11 protein-coding genes are annotated in these 16,781 nt (G+C 54.3%); 7 read left to right on the top strand and 4 right to left on the bottom strand.

Annotation, left to right across the window (positions count from 1 at the left end; translation table 11 throughout):
• The first annotated feature begins 73 nt into the window (after positions 1-73).
• From MK208_RS15330 to MK208_RS15305, 6 genes are all read left to right on the top strand, one after another.
• Complete coding sequence (locus tag MK208_RS15330) at positions 74-1,252, top strand: hypothetical protein (RefSeq protein ID WP_294118131.1); 1,179 nt, start codon at positions 74-76, stop codon at positions 1,250-1,252.
• Positions 1,253-1,343: 91 nt separating this feature from the next.
• Positions 1,344-2,003 carry a sulfotransferase family 2 domain-containing protein gene (locus MK208_RS15325; protein ID WP_294118129.1) on the top strand — a complete coding sequence of 220 codons (660 nt, stop codon included), beginning with the start codon at positions 1,344-1,346 and terminating at the stop codon, positions 2,001-2,003.
• 2 nt (positions 2,004-2,005) lie between these two features.
• Positions 2,006-2,686: a hypothetical protein gene (locus MK208_RS15320; RefSeq protein ID WP_294118127.1), complete on the top strand. Its 681-nt coding sequence runs from the start codon at positions 2,006-2,008 to the stop codon at positions 2,684-2,686.
• A gap of 12 nt (positions 2,687-2,698) precedes the next feature.
• A complete protein-coding gene (locus MK208_RS15315; RefSeq protein WP_294118125.1) occupies positions 2,699-3,412 on the top strand; it encodes a hypothetical protein in 714 nt (237 codons plus the stop codon).
• A complete protein-coding gene (locus tag MK208_RS15310) occupies positions 3,409-6,459 on the top strand; it encodes an FG-GAP-like repeat-containing protein (RefSeq protein WP_294118123.1) in 3,051 nt (1,016 codons plus the stop codon). The genes MK208_RS15315 and MK208_RS15310 overlap by 4 nt, the downstream gene beginning before the upstream one ends.
• A gap of 181 nt (positions 6,460-6,640) precedes the next feature.
• A complete protein-coding gene (locus MK208_RS15305) occupies positions 6,641-8,047 on the top strand; it encodes a DUF2793 domain-containing protein (protein WP_294118120.1) in 1,407 nt (468 codons plus the stop codon).
• Between the two features lie 82 nt (positions 8,048-8,129).
• On the opposite strand, the gene MK208_RS15300 is transcribed toward MK208_RS15305, so the two are convergent.
• The 4 genes from MK208_RS15300 to gmd form a co-directional block, all read right to left on the bottom strand.
• The gene (locus tag MK208_RS15300; RefSeq protein WP_294118119.1) at positions 8,130-9,578 is read right to left on the bottom strand and encodes a mannose-1-phosphate guanylyltransferase/mannose-6-phosphate isomerase; all 1,449 of its coding nucleotides are present in this window, start codon (positions 9,576-9,578) and stop codon (positions 8,130-8,132) included.
• Positions 9,579-9,607: 29 nt separating this feature from the next.
• On the bottom strand, positions 9,608-10,576 hold the full coding sequence (locus MK208_RS15295; RefSeq protein ID WP_294118117.1) for a GDP-L-fucose synthase: 969 nt from the start codon (positions 10,574-10,576) through the stop codon (positions 9,608-9,610).
• Between the two features lie 20 nt (positions 10,577-10,596).
• A complete protein-coding gene (locus MK208_RS15290; protein WP_294118115.1) occupies positions 10,597-11,640 on the bottom strand; it encodes a hypothetical protein in 1,044 nt (347 codons plus the stop codon).
• Between the two features lie 319 nt (positions 11,641-11,959).
• Positions 11,960-13,078 carry a GDP-mannose 4,6-dehydratase gene (gmd, locus tag MK208_RS15285; RefSeq protein WP_294118142.1) on the bottom strand — a complete coding sequence of 373 codons (1,119 nt, stop codon included), beginning with the start codon at positions 13,076-13,078 and terminating at the stop codon, positions 11,960-11,962.
• A 445-nt stretch (positions 13,079-13,523) separates the two neighbouring features.
• On the opposite strand from gmd, the gene MK208_RS15280 reads away from it, so the two are divergent.
• On the top strand, positions 13,524-16,742 hold the full coding sequence (locus tag MK208_RS15280) for a glycosyltransferase (RefSeq protein ID WP_294118113.1): 3,219 nt from the start codon (positions 13,524-13,526) through the stop codon (positions 16,740-16,742).
• Positions 16,743-16,781 lie beyond the last annotated feature (39 nt).

Below are 16,781 nucleotides of genomic sequence, written 5' to 3'. Positions count from 1 at the left end.
ACTCTCCCTTATCAAATCACCCTAATTGGACCCATAGGTGCTGACGTCAGACAGTAGGAACAGGACTATAGCTATGAAACATACCCCTAAACTTCTCGTAAGCGTGGCAGCCATTGGTCTGGCTGGAAGCGCATACGCAGATCAGGTTTTTCTCGATGACCTGATTGTCGAAGGCAGCGCCTGTATTGGCATTGACTGTGCCAACGGCGAAAACTTCGGTTTTGACACCATTCGTCTCAAAGAGAACAATCTGCGGATCAAGTTCGATGACACATCGGCGTCTGCAAGTTTTCCGAACGTTGACTGGCAACTCACCGCCAACGAAAGCACCAACGGCGGCCTGAACAAGTTCTCGATTGAGGACATCACCAACGGTCGTATTCCATTCACTGTCGAAGCAACCGCGCCAACCAATGCGTTATATATTGAGGACACCGGCGATGTGGGTGTTGGCACCAACAACCCGGTTCTAGAAATGCACATCGTTGATGGGGACAGCCCTGCCATCCGGATCGAACAAGATGGGTCTTCCGGCTTTACCCCCCAAACCTGGGACCTGGCCGGCAACGAAACCAACTTCTTCATTCGCGAAGTGACCAACGGCTCCCTCTTGCCGTTCAGAATTCGTCCAAGCGCGCCAACGGACTCCCTCTTTGTGGACTCTGACGGTGATGTCGGCATGGGCACGGACAGCCCGGACGCCGCGCTGCACGTTCGAAAAACCAATGGCACCGCATCTTTATTGGTGGAAGAAGAGAGCGCCACGACTGCGGCGCGTACAATGATGGCGTTGAGCAACAATGGCAGTGCCAACTTCGAACTGACCGACACGTCAGTTGCTGATGCCGCCAACTCTGGCCGCACTTGGAAAATGAAGAACACTGCAGGCAAGTTCCTTTTGACCACATTCCCCGGGGGGATTGGCGAAACAGAAATGGAGCTTGATCAGGACGGTAACTTGACAATCTCTGGCAACTTTTTTGCGTCCAGCGGTACTCAATTGAATGTTCCTGACTACGTTTTTGAGGATGAGTATGACCTCATGCCGCTGAGCGAAGTTCGTGCATTCATCGAAGACAACGGTCACCTGCCCAATATTCCGTCTGCTGGAGAAATCAACTCCACTGGTCTGAACATGACTGAAATGCAGCTAAACCTTCTGGAAAAAGTAGAAGAACTGACGCTGTACACATTGGAGCAGGACCAGATCATTCGTGAACTGCATGAGCGTCTGAACGACCTGGAAGGCTGATCAGACCCGCTCCAGGGTGCAATCAAAGTTTTGAAACGGGCCACTGGCCCGTTTCTTTTAGACAGGGTCAGGGCGCAAAGGGTCAAACTCAGTGATCTCAAAAAGCCACCGTTTTATCTATCTGCACGTGCCAAAAACCGGCGGAAACGCGATCCAAACAGCGCTGTTACCAATCAGTGAGGACGCGTCTTCTAGAGCGAGGCATCAAGATGGTGTCGATAGATTTGGGATCACAGGCCCACGCACGCCGCGAAAGCATGCGCTTTTGTCAGAGTACAAAACCCGTCTCGGCGAGCCATTGAGTCAGTACCGGGTGGTTATTTCGGTTCGGCACCCATTCCCCCGCGCTTTATCGATGTATTTTTCACCGGGTCGCTGGTTGAAAGAGACGTCTATCGGAGAGTGGGAACCGCAGGAACCACAGTGGAATGAAAATGACTTCCTCTCACTAATTCAGGATCGTAAAAAACTGCGACCCATTGTGGACTTTCTAAAACTGGGAGGCGTCCCACATACGCCCGACGTTACGCTTCGCCATGAAACACTACATGACGACCACCTGACGATGTGCCGCGAGTTTCAGTTGCCGTCCAAAGTCGTGACTTTGCCCCAGGTGAACCGGTCCTCCGTGAGCAGAAGCGTCTTAAAGCGGCTTTTGGAAAGTCAAATTTTGAGGGATGTTACCGAAAGCGCATTTAGCGAAGACATGTCCTATTTTGGATATGATACTTTTCCTGTTTTGGGACGATAAGCGTGGCAATTGTAAGCTTCAAACACAACTTTATCTTTCTGAAGACGTTCAAGACCGCCGGCACGAGTGTGGAGGTGGATCTCAGCCCTGTAGCGGGTTCTGACGCGATCGTAACGCCCATTTTGCCACCTGAACCTGGGCATCATCCGAGAAATTACGCTGGCGAAGATGGAGAGCCTCAGTTTTATAACCATATGACGGCGTCCATAATGCGGGACGCTCTGGGGGCGAGCCGTTTTGACTCAATGTTCAAATTCTGCATTGAACGAGAGCCAGTTTCAAAATGCATCAGCCGGTTTCACATGCTGCGAAATTCAAAGCGTCATAATCGACGCGGGTCCTACAAACTGAGCTGGGAACAGTTTGTGCGGAAAGGGATTTTCCCTATCGACGTCAGCAGGTACGCGATCGATGGTTATTGCGTAGTTGATCGGATTTTGCGGTATGACGAACTGCCCTATGCCTTGGAAAATTTGATGAGGGAATTGGATGTTCCTAATTTCAAATTGACGACAAATGCGAAGAGCACTTTTTCGCAAAATGTCCTCATCACCCAAGATGACGTCACAGACGCGCAAAAAGACATTATCTACGAAGCCTTTGCGGAGAGCATAGAGCTCTCCGGAATCGATTGGAGCAGAGCCCCCAGGTCTCCTGTGCAGCTTCAGTCAAGCAACGAGTAGAGGCGCGTTACCATGAATTTGCTCGCCTACGACCCAACAGCTCCACTTATCTTTATTCACATTCCCAAAGCTGGTGGCGTGTCCTGTCGTGCTGTTTTTGACGCTTGGTTTGGTTCCGACCTCTACCCCCATTATTTCCGGCCAAAAGGCTACGGGTTACCACCGCAAAGAGATTTCTCTCAGCTTCTGAGAGAAGGCACCCCATCGGTCATCTACGGGCACTTTAACAAACACCGTGACTTTGGCGTGGAGCAGTATTACCCGGAAGCCACCCAATTCATGACCATCCTGCGCGATCCCCTCGATATGCATATCTCGCGGTTTTTCTATGCCGGCAGAGTTGAAAAAAGTGGGCGCAAGATTTTTGACGCGCCAAACAATAAGTCCTTGGAGGACTTTGTCAAAACCGGTCATCTGAACATGCTGGAGCATTTCCCCAGGCAAGTGACAATGTCGAACTATCGTGACATTATCGAGGAGTATTTCCTCCACATTGGGTTTCTGGATCGCCTTGATGAAAGCCTAAACCATATGGCCAAAATCTTGAACAAACCGTCTGTGGACACCAAGATCCCGCATCTCAATGCGTCCGCACGAACGCAATCGGTCTCAGCTGAAATCGAGCAAGTGTTTCGCGAAAAGCATGAGCTTGAATACTGTGTTTACACCCATGCCCGAAATCTGTTTTTGCCGCGCCAACTCCAAACACAATTGAGTCCGGAATGACCGCTCTGATCCAGCATCCCTACCAAAAACGCTTCTTCCTCGCCGCCCTGATGGTCGCCGTGTTGGCGTATCTGTTCTGGACCGGTTCGCGCTATCCTGCGCTGGATGAAAAGGCGATGATGTCGGGAGCTATCCAGCTGGAAGACCCGCTGGGATTTGAGGCGCTATTCCCACTGACGCCGGACATGTCCACGTTGGAGCGGATCTTCTTCACCACCATCAATTGGATCAACACCAACAAAAAAGGCATGACCTTTGGTGTGCTCTTTGCTGCCGCCTTCCTCACCGCGGCTGGCTATCTCAAACAGCGCAGCTTTCGCGGTGGTTTTGCCAACTCACTTCTGGGTCTCGCGATTGGCACGCCGCTTGGCGTCTGTGTGAACTGCGCCGCGCCCATTGCGCGCGGCATGTATTCTGCCGGCATGCGCGCGGAAACCACCCTCTCCGCCATGATCGCCTCTCCGACGCTCAACATCGTCGTGCTCACTATGCTGTTCTCGCTGCTGCCTTTCTACATGGCTGTGGCCAAGATCGCGCTGAGCCTGCTGGTGATCCTTGTGGCCGTGCCGTTGATCTGCCGCCTGTTGCCGCAAACAGAAATCACGCCGACTTTGCAAGAGGCCACGCCCTGGAGCGTTGACGAGCTGTCACAAGGTCAACCCGCCGCCGACCCTCTGGGCACGGCCATTCTGGCTGTGGGGCAGGGTTTTTTGAAAAACCTCTGGTACATTGTGAAGATGACCGTGCCGCTGATGTTGCTGGCGGGCTTTCTTGGCGCCTTGGTGGCCGTCTTGCTGCCGCAAGAGCTCATCACCGGTCTCACCTTCAGCATTCTGGCGCTGATCGCCATTGTGATCGTCGGCCTGTTCCTACCGGTGCCCATCGCTTTTGACGTGGTGGTCACCGGTGCCTTGCTGTCCGCGGGACTGGCCCATGGCTACGTCATGGGTCTTCTTTTCACTTTGGGGATGTTCTCCGTCTATTCCTTCCTGATCGTAGTGCAATCCGTCGGCGCCCGTGCGGCGTGGCTACTGTCTGGCACTATTGCTGTACTTGGCGTTGTGGCTGGCCTCGGCGCGCAGGGCTACCACGAATGGCAAAGCCGCCGCGCGCTGGAGATGCTGCTGGAAAGCCATGCCCCGCAAGCCGCCCCACCGATGTGGTCCGCCGCCGCCTCAGAGACCCCCGCAATCACCGTCACCAGCAAGCCCTTGGCCCCCGCATCCCCTGCGGCGGAGCAGCCGTTTACGCGCATAGAAGCGGACACCATCGGCATCGACAAACCGCTGGAGTTTTCCTTCCGCGATATGTGGCCCCCCTTCTGGGAGGGGCGCAGCCTGTCGAGTGCAGATTATGACCGCGACGGAGACCTCGATCTTGCCATTGCCTCCACCGAAGTGGGGCTTTACCTCTATGCCAACGACGGCACAGGCCAGTTCGCATCCATACCTGCGCCCTTGGGCGACCTCGCCACCGCGCCGATCTTCAACGCCGCCTTTGCTGATATTGATAATGACGGTTGGCCGGACCTCTTTCTCACCACCTACCTGCAAGGCAACTACTGGTGGCGCAATGTTGAGGGCAGCTTTGGTGCGGAACCCCCCAAAGCCGTGCCCAACAACCCTCAGACGCCTCTGTCGCTTGCCGTGGCTCTGGCGGATGTGGATGCCAACGGCACACTTGATGTGGCGCTGGGCAACTGGGCCGCTGGCTGGTATCGCCGCATTCCCGGCGAGGAGAGTCGCAACCGGCTGATCCTCAACACCGACGGGACACTCAGCGGCGAGACCTATGCCGACATGCCTGGCCTGCCCGGTGAAACCCTGACCATCCTGTTCTCCGACTTTGATGACGACGGCGCCACCGATCTGATCGTTGGCAATGACTTCGACATCCCGGATTATTTCTATCGCGGCGATGGGGCCGGCGGCTTTGCCATGCTGACCGAGCCGCAGGGCCTGATCCCGCACACCACAACCACCACAATGGCGATTAAGACTGCTGATCTGGCCAATGATGGCACCACCGACATCTACATGGCCCAGATCGCCGGCCGCTCGTCTGGCGTGTCTGACACGCTCAAGATGCAGCCGCTGGAGCTCTACTGTGATGGCATCCGGAACGCAGAAGCCAAGGCCCGCTGTGTGAAGAACATGGAGATCAAGTCCTGGTACAAGTCCGGCAATAATTTCGACCCGACTTATGCCAAAAACTGCCAAACGCTGACGGGCCGCGATCAGGTGGAATGCAAGGCGATGCTGGTCAAAGACCTCGCCATTCAAAAGCGTGATCCATCTATTTGCGAGTTGATCCGTGCGGACCAACCCATTCCACGCGCCTATTGTGACTGGCATTTCCAACCCACCCGCACGCCAAGTGCTGACGAGATTGCTCTGACCCATCCGCAAATTCTGCGCTCCAACGTCTTGCTGGCCCGCAATGGCGAAGGCTGGGAAGATCAGGCCGAGGCGCGTGGCCTCGATGTGAGCGGCTGGAGCTGGGACACCAAGGTGGCCGACTTTGATCTGGACGGCTGGCAGGATGTTTACATCGTGAACGGCACATGGGTGCCGAACGAGGTGTCCCCGTCCAACCTCTTCTTCCACAATATGGGAGACGGCTCCTTTGCCGAGGCCTCTGGTCCTTTTGGCTTGGAGGACTACCTCATGACCGCCAGCGCCACGCAGATGGATTTCGACAATGACGGCGACCTGGATCTGATCACCCATCCGGTGAACGGTCCCTTGGTTGTCTTCCGCAACAACGCGCAAGGCGCGGCGCTGGTGTTTCAGTTTGAGGACCACATCGGCAACCGCGATGGCATTGGCGCGAGGGTGACGCTCACCGGCGCGGATGGCAGCACGCAAATGCGCGAGGTGCAGCTTGGCGGGGGTTTCATGTCCTTTGACGCCCCACGCGCCCACTTTGGACTGGGCGATCAAACCGAGGCCGCAACGGCGACGGTCACCTGGTCAGACGGAAGCTCAACCTCCTTGAAGGGGCCTTTCCAGGCCGGGCATATCTACACGGTGACGCGGCATCCCTGATGAATGTTGCGTCCTGCGCCCTGTTTTGGGGCGCAAATATGCACCTCCGCAAAACAGCCGTGATACCGACGCTAAACCGACGTGGATTTTGGAGCGCGCAACACCTGCGGTTGCTGCGTTGTGATCTTGGCAACCCGCCTCTCTGACTCTGGCGCCCATCCCCTATTGATGGAGTTGCCCCATGTCAGAAAATTCTTCGCGCCTTTCGCTGCCGTTCATCATGCCAGCACAGGCCCAAAAGCACGTCACCCACAATGAAGCCCTGCAAAAGCTGGACGTGCTGGTTCAGACGGTTGTCGAAGCTTTTGATGCCAGCGACCCTCCGGCCGCGCCAACCGAAGGCACCACCTGGGCGCTTGGTGCTGCGCCCACCGCCGCGTGGTCTGGTCAGGCCTACCATTTGGCCACCTGGACCAATGGCGCATGGCTTTTTACTGCGCTGCAACACGGCTTTACCGCCGTTGAACAAGGTGGCGATGAACTGATGATCTGGGATGGGACCACCTGGACTCCCACCGAGATTTCAGAACTGTCCAACCTCACAGGCCTAGGTGTGAATACAACCCACGACCCAACCAACCGCCTGTCGGTGTCCTCACCGGCAACCCTGCTCAGCCACGAAGGCGCAGATCATCAGGTCAAGGTCAACAAGGCGGCGCAATCAGATACCGCGAGCCTGCTGTTCCAAACAAACTGGTCCGGTCGCGCAGAAATGGGCACCGCCGGTTCAGATGACTTTGTCATCAAGGTCAGCGCGGACGGCACAACTTGGTCCACCGGCATTTCCATCGCCGCCGCGACCGGAGAACTCACAGCGCCGTCCGGCATGGTCGTGGATGGTCAGATCACCGGCACTGCCGTCACGCAATCATCCACCGACAGCACAGCAAACCGGCTCTTGAAAACCGGCGACTTCGGTTTGGGCGAAGATGCGGGCCTCTTGGTGAGCGATTTGGACATGCATTTTCTCAGTGGAATGTATTACTTCTACGGTGGCTCGCATACAAATGCGGCGAGCGGAAACAACCCGTATCCCACCTGGTCTGGCGCTGCAGGGTTGCTTTGCGGCAATGGAACCTTGGGTGGTACAGATGGCTATTGCTGGCAAATGGCGATAAAGTTCTCTGCCGCATCCGCGGAGGTCAAGATGCGCAGCAAAGCTGCGTCAAGCGTGCCGTTTACGGATTGGGCCACATTTCACACCACTGAAAACACCACTGTGGACGCCAACGGCTTCATCAAGGAAGCCAGTCCAATTGTTCGGCTGTTTGACGGAGGAATAGACATGCCATGCGTCGCGATGAACGCCCAGTTTACTCGCATAGGCGTGGGGCGCTATTGCCTAGAAAACGTGGACGCCTTGGCGCAACAGGGCTGGCAGATAGAGGTGCCACAGGACGTCAACGGCAATCGGCTGGTCTTTGTTGAAACGGAATATGATCCTGACCAGAGACGTCTCATGGTACACACCAGCGCGACAGAGTGGCGTGGCGCGTGGGTTGCCGGAGCACCTGTGGATATCCCAGCAGGGCGTTGGATCGATTTGAGGTTCGATCAGGCGACGGAGAGCTCTGATCCAGACCTCTAAGCGCCTGAGCAAAGAACTAAAAAACGCCAAACCTCTTGATCGAACGCGGCTAGGCGTTTTTACTCTTTCGCTATGACCGTTCTTAGCCTTTGGCGCCCTGGCCGCGGGAATATACATCTTCATAGCGAATGATGTCGTCCTCGCCCAAATAGGATCCGGTCTGCACTTCAATCAAAACCATCGGCACTTTGCCGGGGTTTTCCATGCGGTGTACAGCGCCCAATGGAATGTAGACAGACTGGTTTTCCGTGACCAGTTTGACCTCTTCGTCAATGGTCACCTGCGCGGTGCCTTCCACAACAATCCAGTGCTCGGACCGGTGATGATGGCTTTGCAGGCTCAGCGCGGCGCCAGGATGGACATGAATTCGTTTCACCTGGAATCGGCTGCCAACAACCAAGCTCTCAAACCAGCCCCAAGGGCGATAGTCACGTGGCAGAATTTCCGCTTGCGACGCGCCCTTTTCCTTCAGCGCTGACACGGCCTTTTTTACGTCCTGGGCGCGGTCTTTATGCGCGACCAGAACGGCATCCGGCATCGCCACAGCAATCACATCCTGCAACCCAATGCCAACCAGTTCCTGGCTGTCATCCTCGGCCCGCAGCAGGGTGTTCTCGCACTCGATGGAGGTGGCAGGCCCGCTGGTGACCACACCGTCCCCATCCGGGTCGCTTTCCATCCAGACCGCGTCCCAGCCACCCAGATCAGACCAGGCGCCGCCGTAGGGCACAACAGACAGGTTCTCGGCTTTTTCCATAACGGCATAGTCGATCGAAATGTCTTCCATTTCCGACCAGGCTTCTGGATCGAGCCGCGTAAAGCTGAGATCGGCCTCAGCGGACGCCACTGCCCGGCGGGCACTGGCCAACATCTCTGGTGCATGTCGTTCAAACGCAGCAATCAGCTTGTCCGTGGCAAACAGGAAAATCCCCGCGTTCCAAAGGTGCTGACCACCGGCCAAAAGAGTCTCTGCCTTCTCGGCATCCGGCTTCTCGACAAAGCTCTTAAGCGGCTGCGCCACGGGCGCAAAATCCGCTTCCGGGCTCTGGCTCAGCTCCAGCCAGCCATAGCCGGTTTCCGCTCGATCCGGACGAATGCCAAAGGTCACCAACTGACCGCTCGCCGCCGCTGGAGCCGCAGCGCGCACCGCGGCGCGGAACCGCTCTGCATCGGGGATCACATGATCAGAAGGCGCAACCAGCATCAACGCACCCGGAGAGCGGGCTTCAAGCACCAAAGCGCCTGCGAGAATTGCAGGGGCGGTGTTGCGGCCCTCCGGTTCGATCATGGTCGCGGCGGCACTGATTTCTTTGGCGGCCAGTTGCTCGATCACGATGAACCGGAAATCGGAACCGGTGATCACCAAAGGCGCGGCAAAACCATCGCCAGACAAGCGCTCGGCTGACGCCTGAAACAGGCTGTCCTCGCCGGTCAGTTTGGCAAATTGTTTGGGATAGCTTTTGCGGCTAAGCGGCCAAAGCCGTGTGCCCGAGCCCCCACAAAGAAGAAGCGGATGAATAATTTGGGTCATGACAAAAATATCCTAAACAATCTGAGGAATTATCGCCGGAAGCTGTCCTGATTGTCCAGAAACCATTTGTAGGTTTCGACGATGCCATCTTCGAGCGTCACGCTTGCCCCCCAGCCCATATTGGCCAGCCGACTGACGTCCATCAGCTTCTTCATGGTGCCGTCCGGTTTGCTGAGGTCTTGAACGATGCGGCCCTTGTACCCAGTGACCTTCGCAATCATTTGCCCAAGCTCGCCAATTGAGACATCCGTGCCAGTGCCGACGTTGATGTGGCTTAACATGGGATCTGTGTTCGCCTCGTAAGTGTCTTTGTCCAGATCCAGCACAAACAGGCTCGCTTCCGCCATGTCATCCACATGCAAGAACTCGCGCATCGGCTTGCCGGTCCCCCACATAACAACCTCTTCCTGGCCACTCTGCGCTGCCTCGTGGAAGCGTCGGATCAATGCCGGCATGACGTGGGAGTTTTCCGGATGGAAGTTGTCGCCTGGACCATACAGGTTTGTCGGCATCACCGATCGGTAGTCGACGCCATGTTGCCGGTTATAGCTTTCACACAGCTTGATGCCCGCAATCTTGGCCACGGCGTAGGGTTCATTGGTTGGTTCCAACGTGCCCGTCAACAAAGCATCTTCCTTCATCGGTTGCGGCACGGCCTTGGGGTAGATGCAGGAGCTGCCCAGCTGCAGAAGTTTTCGGACGCCTGAAGCAAAGGCCTGATGGATCACATTGCATTCGATCATCAGGTTTTCGTAAATGAAATCTGCTGGATAGGTGTTGTTGGCATGAATGCCACCTACTTTGGCTGCAGCCAAAATCACAACGTCCGGCTTTTCCGCGGCCATAAACGCCGCCACCTCCGCTTGATTGGTCAGATCCAGTTCGCTGTGTGTACGCGTGAACAGCTCCAGCGCTTCACCCGCCTTTTGACGCGCCTGCAATTGGCGCAAAATCGCGCCCCCAACCATACCACGGTGACCGGCTACATAGATTTTCATCTGTCCTCCGACGCTTTAATTCAGTCTTCGAGTTTTGCTTCAAGCCGTTTGAGCTGCTTTCGCAGTGTCTCTATTTCACGAGATTGTTTTTCTGCAATGGCAATGAGATACGCAGTGGTCTTCGCATTTGCGGTAAGCAAATCCGATGAGACATCCATTGGCTTCAAAGGTTTTTGGGTTTCAAAGGCTTCTTGATAAGTGGACCCTGGCATAAACTCAGCGACGATGGCTTCGTTTTCTTCCCGGAATTCTTCGCGAATTTGCAGCGCTTTTTCGTGTGATACGGCGTTGCGACCGGATTCGAAGGCTGGCTTGGGCAAATACTTGTCGAGGAAGCCATAAATGCTTCCTGTACCGCCACCTTCAAGAAGCTTTGGTGCGCTTAAAAGAACCATAAGAATATGGTTGTCAAAGGTTACATTGGTTGAGTTCTTAGGTCGATTGTTAGGCGCAAAGGAATCCGGTAAATCTAACGCTTTGCAGAAGTCGGCAATGAGATCTGACTGATACAAATTGCCGCGAGCTAACGTATTTACGTAGATGTTTTCCTTTCCAAAAACGGAACCCCAGGCCTTGAGCTTTCGTAGAAATCCCGGAACGCGTGCGCGTGGAGCAGAGTCCAAGTGTGTTTCTAGACTTTTGCCCTCTCGGACACCAAACTGCTTCCAAGCGGACGGCAGCCAAGTTTCTTGAGGCCGCACATAGGCAATCACTTTGACGTCAAATAACGCCAATGCGGGTCGGAAAAATTCTGCGTATTCGGCTTGGTTACCTAACTGCTCACCGGAAAACACAGCCGCCTTTGTGTTGTGCTTCTTCATGGCGATCGCAATTTTTGTCAATGACTCCGCGATTTCTTTGGGAGCGCCCGGGCTATCAAGCATTTTCCACAGGCTATATTGCGCAACGCGTTTCGCTCGAGTGTTGCCTGGATGGTTCATGTTTTGGTCAACAACGACCATGCCATGGTTTCTCAGCTTTCCTTGGGCCTGAACCAAAAAGTTCTGCAGAGTCGTGCTTCCGCATTTTGGAAAGCCAATATGGATGTAAAGTTTCGGCTTCATCCTGCTCTCAATAGTCCTCTTTTGGCACCAGGAGTTTAAGTTAACTGACTTTCAGCGAAGAAAATCAAAAAACTCGACCGCATTTCGCAACTGGCTGCAAACTTTTCTATCTTTTCAGTTGTCACGTTTTTCTTGCGTGTGCCCAGCAAAAATTGCCGCTTGTGCTCTTGGGGCCTTGGGCTGTGCCCCCAAAGCGGTCATTTTCTTCAGAAGCCGCAGCCAAGAAGTTAAAAATCATTCCCTTCGATAGCCATGCTGTTAGACGAATGCATCAATTCAGAATTCGTACTGTGCATTTTCCGAAATCCTACGGTGCGAGTTAGCTCTCTACACTTACCGGTACATCCATGCCGTGCTCTTTGAGCAAGGCGTGGCGCTTGGCGGCTTTGAGATCTTCGGCGACCATCTCTGCGCACATTTCTTGCGCGGTGATCTCAGGCACCCAGCCGAGAACCTTCTTGGCTTTTGCCGGATCCCCCAAAAGCGTTTCAACTTCCGCTGGGCGGAAGTAACGTGGGTCGATCCGCATCACGATGTCACCGACCTTCAGCGCGGGCGCTTTGCCACCGTCAATCGCAGTAACCGTTGCAATTTCGTCCACACCTTCGCCAGTGAATTCCAACGAGATGCCAAGTTCTTTGGCCGACCAGGTGATGAACTCGCGGACCGAATACTGAACGCCGGTCGCAATCACGAAGTCTTCGGGTTCATCTTGCTGCAACATCATCCACTGCATGCGAACGTAATCTTTAGCATGGCCCCAATCACGCAAGCTGTCGATGTTACCCATGTACAAACAGGGCTCCAGGCCTTGCGCTATATTGGCCATGCCGCGCGTGATTTTCCGTGTCACGAAAGTTTCGCCGCGACGTGGGCTTTCGTGATTAAACAGAATGCCATTGCAGGCATACATACCGTAGGCTTCTCGGTAATTCACGGCAATCCAGTAGGCGTACATCTTGGCCACAGCGTACGGAGAACGTGGGTGGAATGGCGTGGTCTCTGTTTGTGGGGTTTCCCGAACCAGACCATAAAGCTCCGACGTTGAAGCTTGATAGAAGCGGGTTGTTTTTTCCAGACCCAGAAAGCGGATTGCTTCCAGCAGGCGTAGGGTGCCGATGGCATCTACATCGGCTGTGTACTCTGGGGCTTCAAAGCTGACAGCGACGTGGCTCTGAGCGCCGAGATTATACACTTCATCTGGGTTCACCTCACGCAAGATGCGCGTCAGGTTTGAGGTGTCTGTCAAATCTCCATAGTGAAGCTTGAAGTTTGCGTTATCGACATGTGGATCTTGGTAGATGTGATCCACGCGGTCTGTATTGAACAGAGAGGCGCGACGCTTGATGCCGTGAACTTCGTAGCCTTTTTCCAGTAAAAATTCCGCCAGATAAGATCCATCTTGGCCCGTAACGCCTGTAATTAAAGCCTTTTTCATGTGAAATCCTGTTGGTAAATCAAAGATGTCAAAACAATCCATTGATGGCTTAGTCGCTTTCCAAATTTGCTTCAAGGGCGTTTGTCCTCTTGGATTGTCATCCAAAAGCTTAAGTCGAAAACGCAGATGGGCTTTTCTTGGGTTTGCCAAAAAAACGGGCAAGTTGCGTTCTGCCTGTGCATTTGGCCTCTTGCGTTGTCGAAAAAATCATGCGGCGTTGAGGGAAGCAAATGGTGGTGGTCACGGAAATTGGGTACCAGATTCCTGTTTTTGGAGCTTGCGCGTGCACCAATGGGATTGTCCAAAGTCAAATTATGGATTGCCCGCCAACAGGCATATCTCCTGTTGATATTTGGGGGCGATTGCTGCAATCAAGGTCGCGTACACTGGCTCAGAAATCGCGTGTGCATATATTATTTATTTTACTATTTCTTTGGATTGTTTGATGACAACTTCGTATGAGTTCGTAGGTCGGCATACGACCTATCCAGATCAGACCGGAAAACGTCAGGCTGAGGGGGGGAAACGCCTCCGGGGCGACATCCGTTCAAGCCAACCAGACAAGCCACTTATTAGCGTAATTACGGTTTGTTGGAACTCCGCTGAAACGATCGAACAAACCATCCAATCGATCCAGTCGCAAACCTATGAAAACGTTGAATACATCATTGTTGATGGCAATTCGAGCGATGCGACGTTGGATATCATCCGCAAGTACGAACACTTGATCGACTACTACGTTTCAGAGCCTGACAAAGGCATCTACGACGCTATGAACAAAGGCTTGGAATTGGCGCAGGGCGAGGCGGTTTTGCTCCTCAATTCTGACGATTGGTATAGGGATGATGCTGTTGAGCGCTTGGTTAACGCTTGGCAGTATAGTGGGTGCGATTTTGTAGGGGCCTTGGCGCTCTACATAGGCGAAGATGGCAATAATTATGTTCTGCCGAGCATGAGTTATGATCACTCTGTGTTGCTGCGCATGCCGTTGCGCCATGAGACAATGCTGATCCCGTCCGCTCTCTACGACAAGGTTGGCCCTTACGATCTGAGTTATCCGATCATTGCAGATTTTGATTTGACCATACGATTGTTCAGAGCCGGCGCGAGTTACTTCGAACTGCGTGAACCGCTTCTGAATTTCCGCACCACAGGCGTGTCCAACACGGCAATGGAACAGTTGCACGATGAGCACCATGCCCTTTTGGTCCGCACGTTCCCGTTTTTGCAACCCGAAGTGAGCCAATCTCTGGCGGATCATTCCAAAGCTCGGCCTGAAGCGTTCATTGATGCGGCAAATGCTCATCTGGACCAGCATGAGTTTGTCCTCGCCGTACGCGCAATGGTGAAGGATTTTGGGCGTCTTTGGGGGGGCTTCTGGGCCGAAGCGCCTCTGGCGCAGATCGCGTCTCAAACGCCGATGTTGTATCCGAAAATCAGTGTCATCATGCCGGTCTACAATGCCCAGGAGATCTTACAAGATACCCTCGATTCGCTGTTGCTTCAGGAGGGCTTGCCGGAGATCGAGGTCATCTGTGTGGATGATTGTAGTACCGATGGCACCGTGACAATTCTGGAAAGAGCCGTTTCTCAGGATGGGCGCGTGCGCTTCTTGAAAAACGAAACCAACAAAGGTCCAGCGGCATCAAGAAATGCGGCGATTCGCCAGGCCCGTGGGCAATATGTCTTTATGTTGGATGCGGACGACCGCGTACCAGCTGGTGCGTTAAAAAAGCTGTATGAGGCAGCACAAGAGCACGGCAGCACCGTTGTGCGGGGTGGCTTCCAAGTGGAGCGCATGATCCACGGGCATCTAGATCAGGGCGTCAAATACCCCGCGGGTATTTCGGACCGCACCATTGCGCAAACCAACCTCAGCGACATGCCTGGTTTGCTGGCCTCCACTGAAGGTCATTGGGCAGGCCTTTATGATCGTGACTTTGCGGAGACTGTTCTCTATCCTGAGGACTTCCGCATGGGCGAAGACAGCCTGTTTTTGATCAAAGCGATGACCTTTGCATCGGTTGTGACGCTGATCCCAGACCCAGTCTACGTATACCAAGACAGCGCAGAAAGCGCTATGAACAACTATACGTTCTCCAAATACATGGACGAGATCGAATGGCGTCGACGTGCTTGGGCTCTTTTGGTTGATTCTGGTCATAAAGAGCGCGCAGATTTCTTCCTGTTTGATTGGTGGAACCCGCCCTTCTTTGCGGAGCTCAACGCAGCACTTTCGGAAGAAGACAGCACCGCGTTCTATAAGACACTCTATGAGGTGTTCTGTAAGGCCGGCTCGAAGGATGCGGGCTTGTGTGAGAATCTGGAATTGCGGCAAATCCTGCGCGACAACTTTGTACGCCTTGGTTTGATGCCAGCGCCAGAACGCGAACTCAAAATTGCGATTGTATCGACATTTGACTACGGCGGCGCGGGCATCGCGAGCCAACGCTGCATGAACATCATGCGCGAGGCCAATCAAGGCGCCTTCACCATTTGCGCTTTCAAGCGTTCCGGGAGTCCGGATGCGCACCTAGCGCCCGTCACCGGACCGGCCGGTGACGCGCAACGTTCAGGCGATTTGGAGACTTTGTGGAAGCACTGGACAGACGTTAGCGTCTTGGAAGACGATGCGAGTCCAAAACCGCTCTCTCGTGAACTCTTTTCGCGATCTGGCAGCATGGTGGACCCCGCGTCTATGGGTGCAGCCTTGGCGCAGAGCGATGTGGTGCATTTCCACTGGGTGGTGGGTATGTTGGATCTTGAACGGATGGAAGAGATCGTCACGGATCGTCCCGTAGTTTGGACCTTGCACGACATGAACCCGTTCACCGGCGGCTGTCACTACACCGAAGGGTGTGAAGGCTACAAAAACGAATGTGCCAATTGTCCGCTGCTTGAGGGTGACAAATCACTCGCACATGAAGCTTGGAAAGCCAAGCGGGAGGCATACGCAAAGATCAAGAATTTGCATATCGTTACGCCATCTCAATGGTTGGCTGATTGCGCTAAAGAAAGTTCTTTGTTTGACGACCGTCCTGTGCATGTTCTGCCAAATTCGATCCCAATTGAGCACTTTATCCCAACCAACAAGCTGGTCGCCCGGATGCAGCTAGGTTTGCCCTTGGATGCCAAAATTGTGGCATTTGGCGCAGACAGCCTCAACAACCTGCGTAAAGGCGGCGATATCTTGGTGGAGAGTGCGCGTTTGTTGAAGGAACGCGGTCAGGCCGACAACGTGCATGGGCTATTTTTTGGGTCAGCTAGCCTCGATCTTGGCCTGCCGGTTCGCAATATGGGCTACATATCTGACCCGGCCAAACTGTCGCTGGTCTATGCGGCCGCGGATGTTTTTGCTTTCCCGTCGCGGGAGGACAATGCACCACAAACCGTGCCAGAGGCGCTTCTTTCGGGAACACCTGTTGTTGCATTCCCTGTTGGGAACGTGCCGGAGTTGGTCCACCATCTCGAAACCGGTTTTATTGCGCGGTACGAAGACGCGGGTCATTTTGCGGAGGGATTGGCTTGGGCTCTAAAGGACACCACCTCAGAAGAAGCTCTTATGCGCAGCCTTCGAGCCCGAAGCGCTGCGTTAGATTTGCACAATCCAGAAAGCGTCCGCGATCAGCATTTGGAACTCTACCGGAAAGTTGTTTGTGAGTGATAGATGTGTGCACAATAGGCCCAGTGGCGCGTGCGTTGT

Source organism: Shimia sp., assembly GCF_022448905.1.
Classification (GTDB): Bacteria; Pseudomonadota; Alphaproteobacteria; order Rhodobacterales; family Rhodobacteraceae; genus Shimia.
Note: the sequence above shows the minus strand (reverse complement) of the source record. Positions and strands in the feature narration are given on the sequence as shown.

Bases quoted from the DNA above. Each gene is read 5' to 3' on its own strand.
- MK208_RS15330 (WP_294118131.1), top strand. From the start codon at position 74: ATGAAACATACCCCTAAACTTCTCGTAAGCGTGGCAGCCATTGGTCTG.
- MK208_RS15315 (WP_294118125.1), top strand. From the start codon at position 2,699: ATGAATTTGCTCGCCTACGACCCAACAGCTCCACTTATCTTTATTCAC.
- MK208_RS15310 (WP_294118123.1), top strand. From the start codon at position 3,409: ATGACCGCTCTGATCCAGCATCCCTACCAAAAACGCTTCTTCCTCGCC.
- MK208_RS15305 (WP_294118120.1), top strand. From the start codon at position 6,641: ATGTCAGAAAATTCTTCGCGCCTTTCGCTGCCGTTCATCATGCCAGCA.
- MK208_RS15300 (WP_294118119.1), bottom strand. From the start codon at position 9,578: ATGACCCAAATTATTCATCCGCTTCTTCTTTGTGGGGGCTCGGGCACA.
- MK208_RS15295 (WP_294118117.1), bottom strand. From the start codon at position 10,576: ATGAAAATCTATGTAGCCGGTCACCGTGGTATGGTTGGGGGCGCGATT.
- MK208_RS15290 (WP_294118115.1), bottom strand. From the start codon at position 11,640: ATGAAGCCGAAACTTTACATCCATATTGGCTTTCCAAAATGCGGAAGC.
- gmd (WP_294118142.1), bottom strand. From the start codon at position 13,078: ATGAAAAAGGCTTTAATTACAGGCGTTACGGGCCAAGATGGATCTTAT.
- MK208_RS15280 (WP_294118113.1), top strand. From the start codon at position 13,524: ATGACAACTTCGTATGAGTTCGTAGGTCGGCATACGACCTATCCAGAT.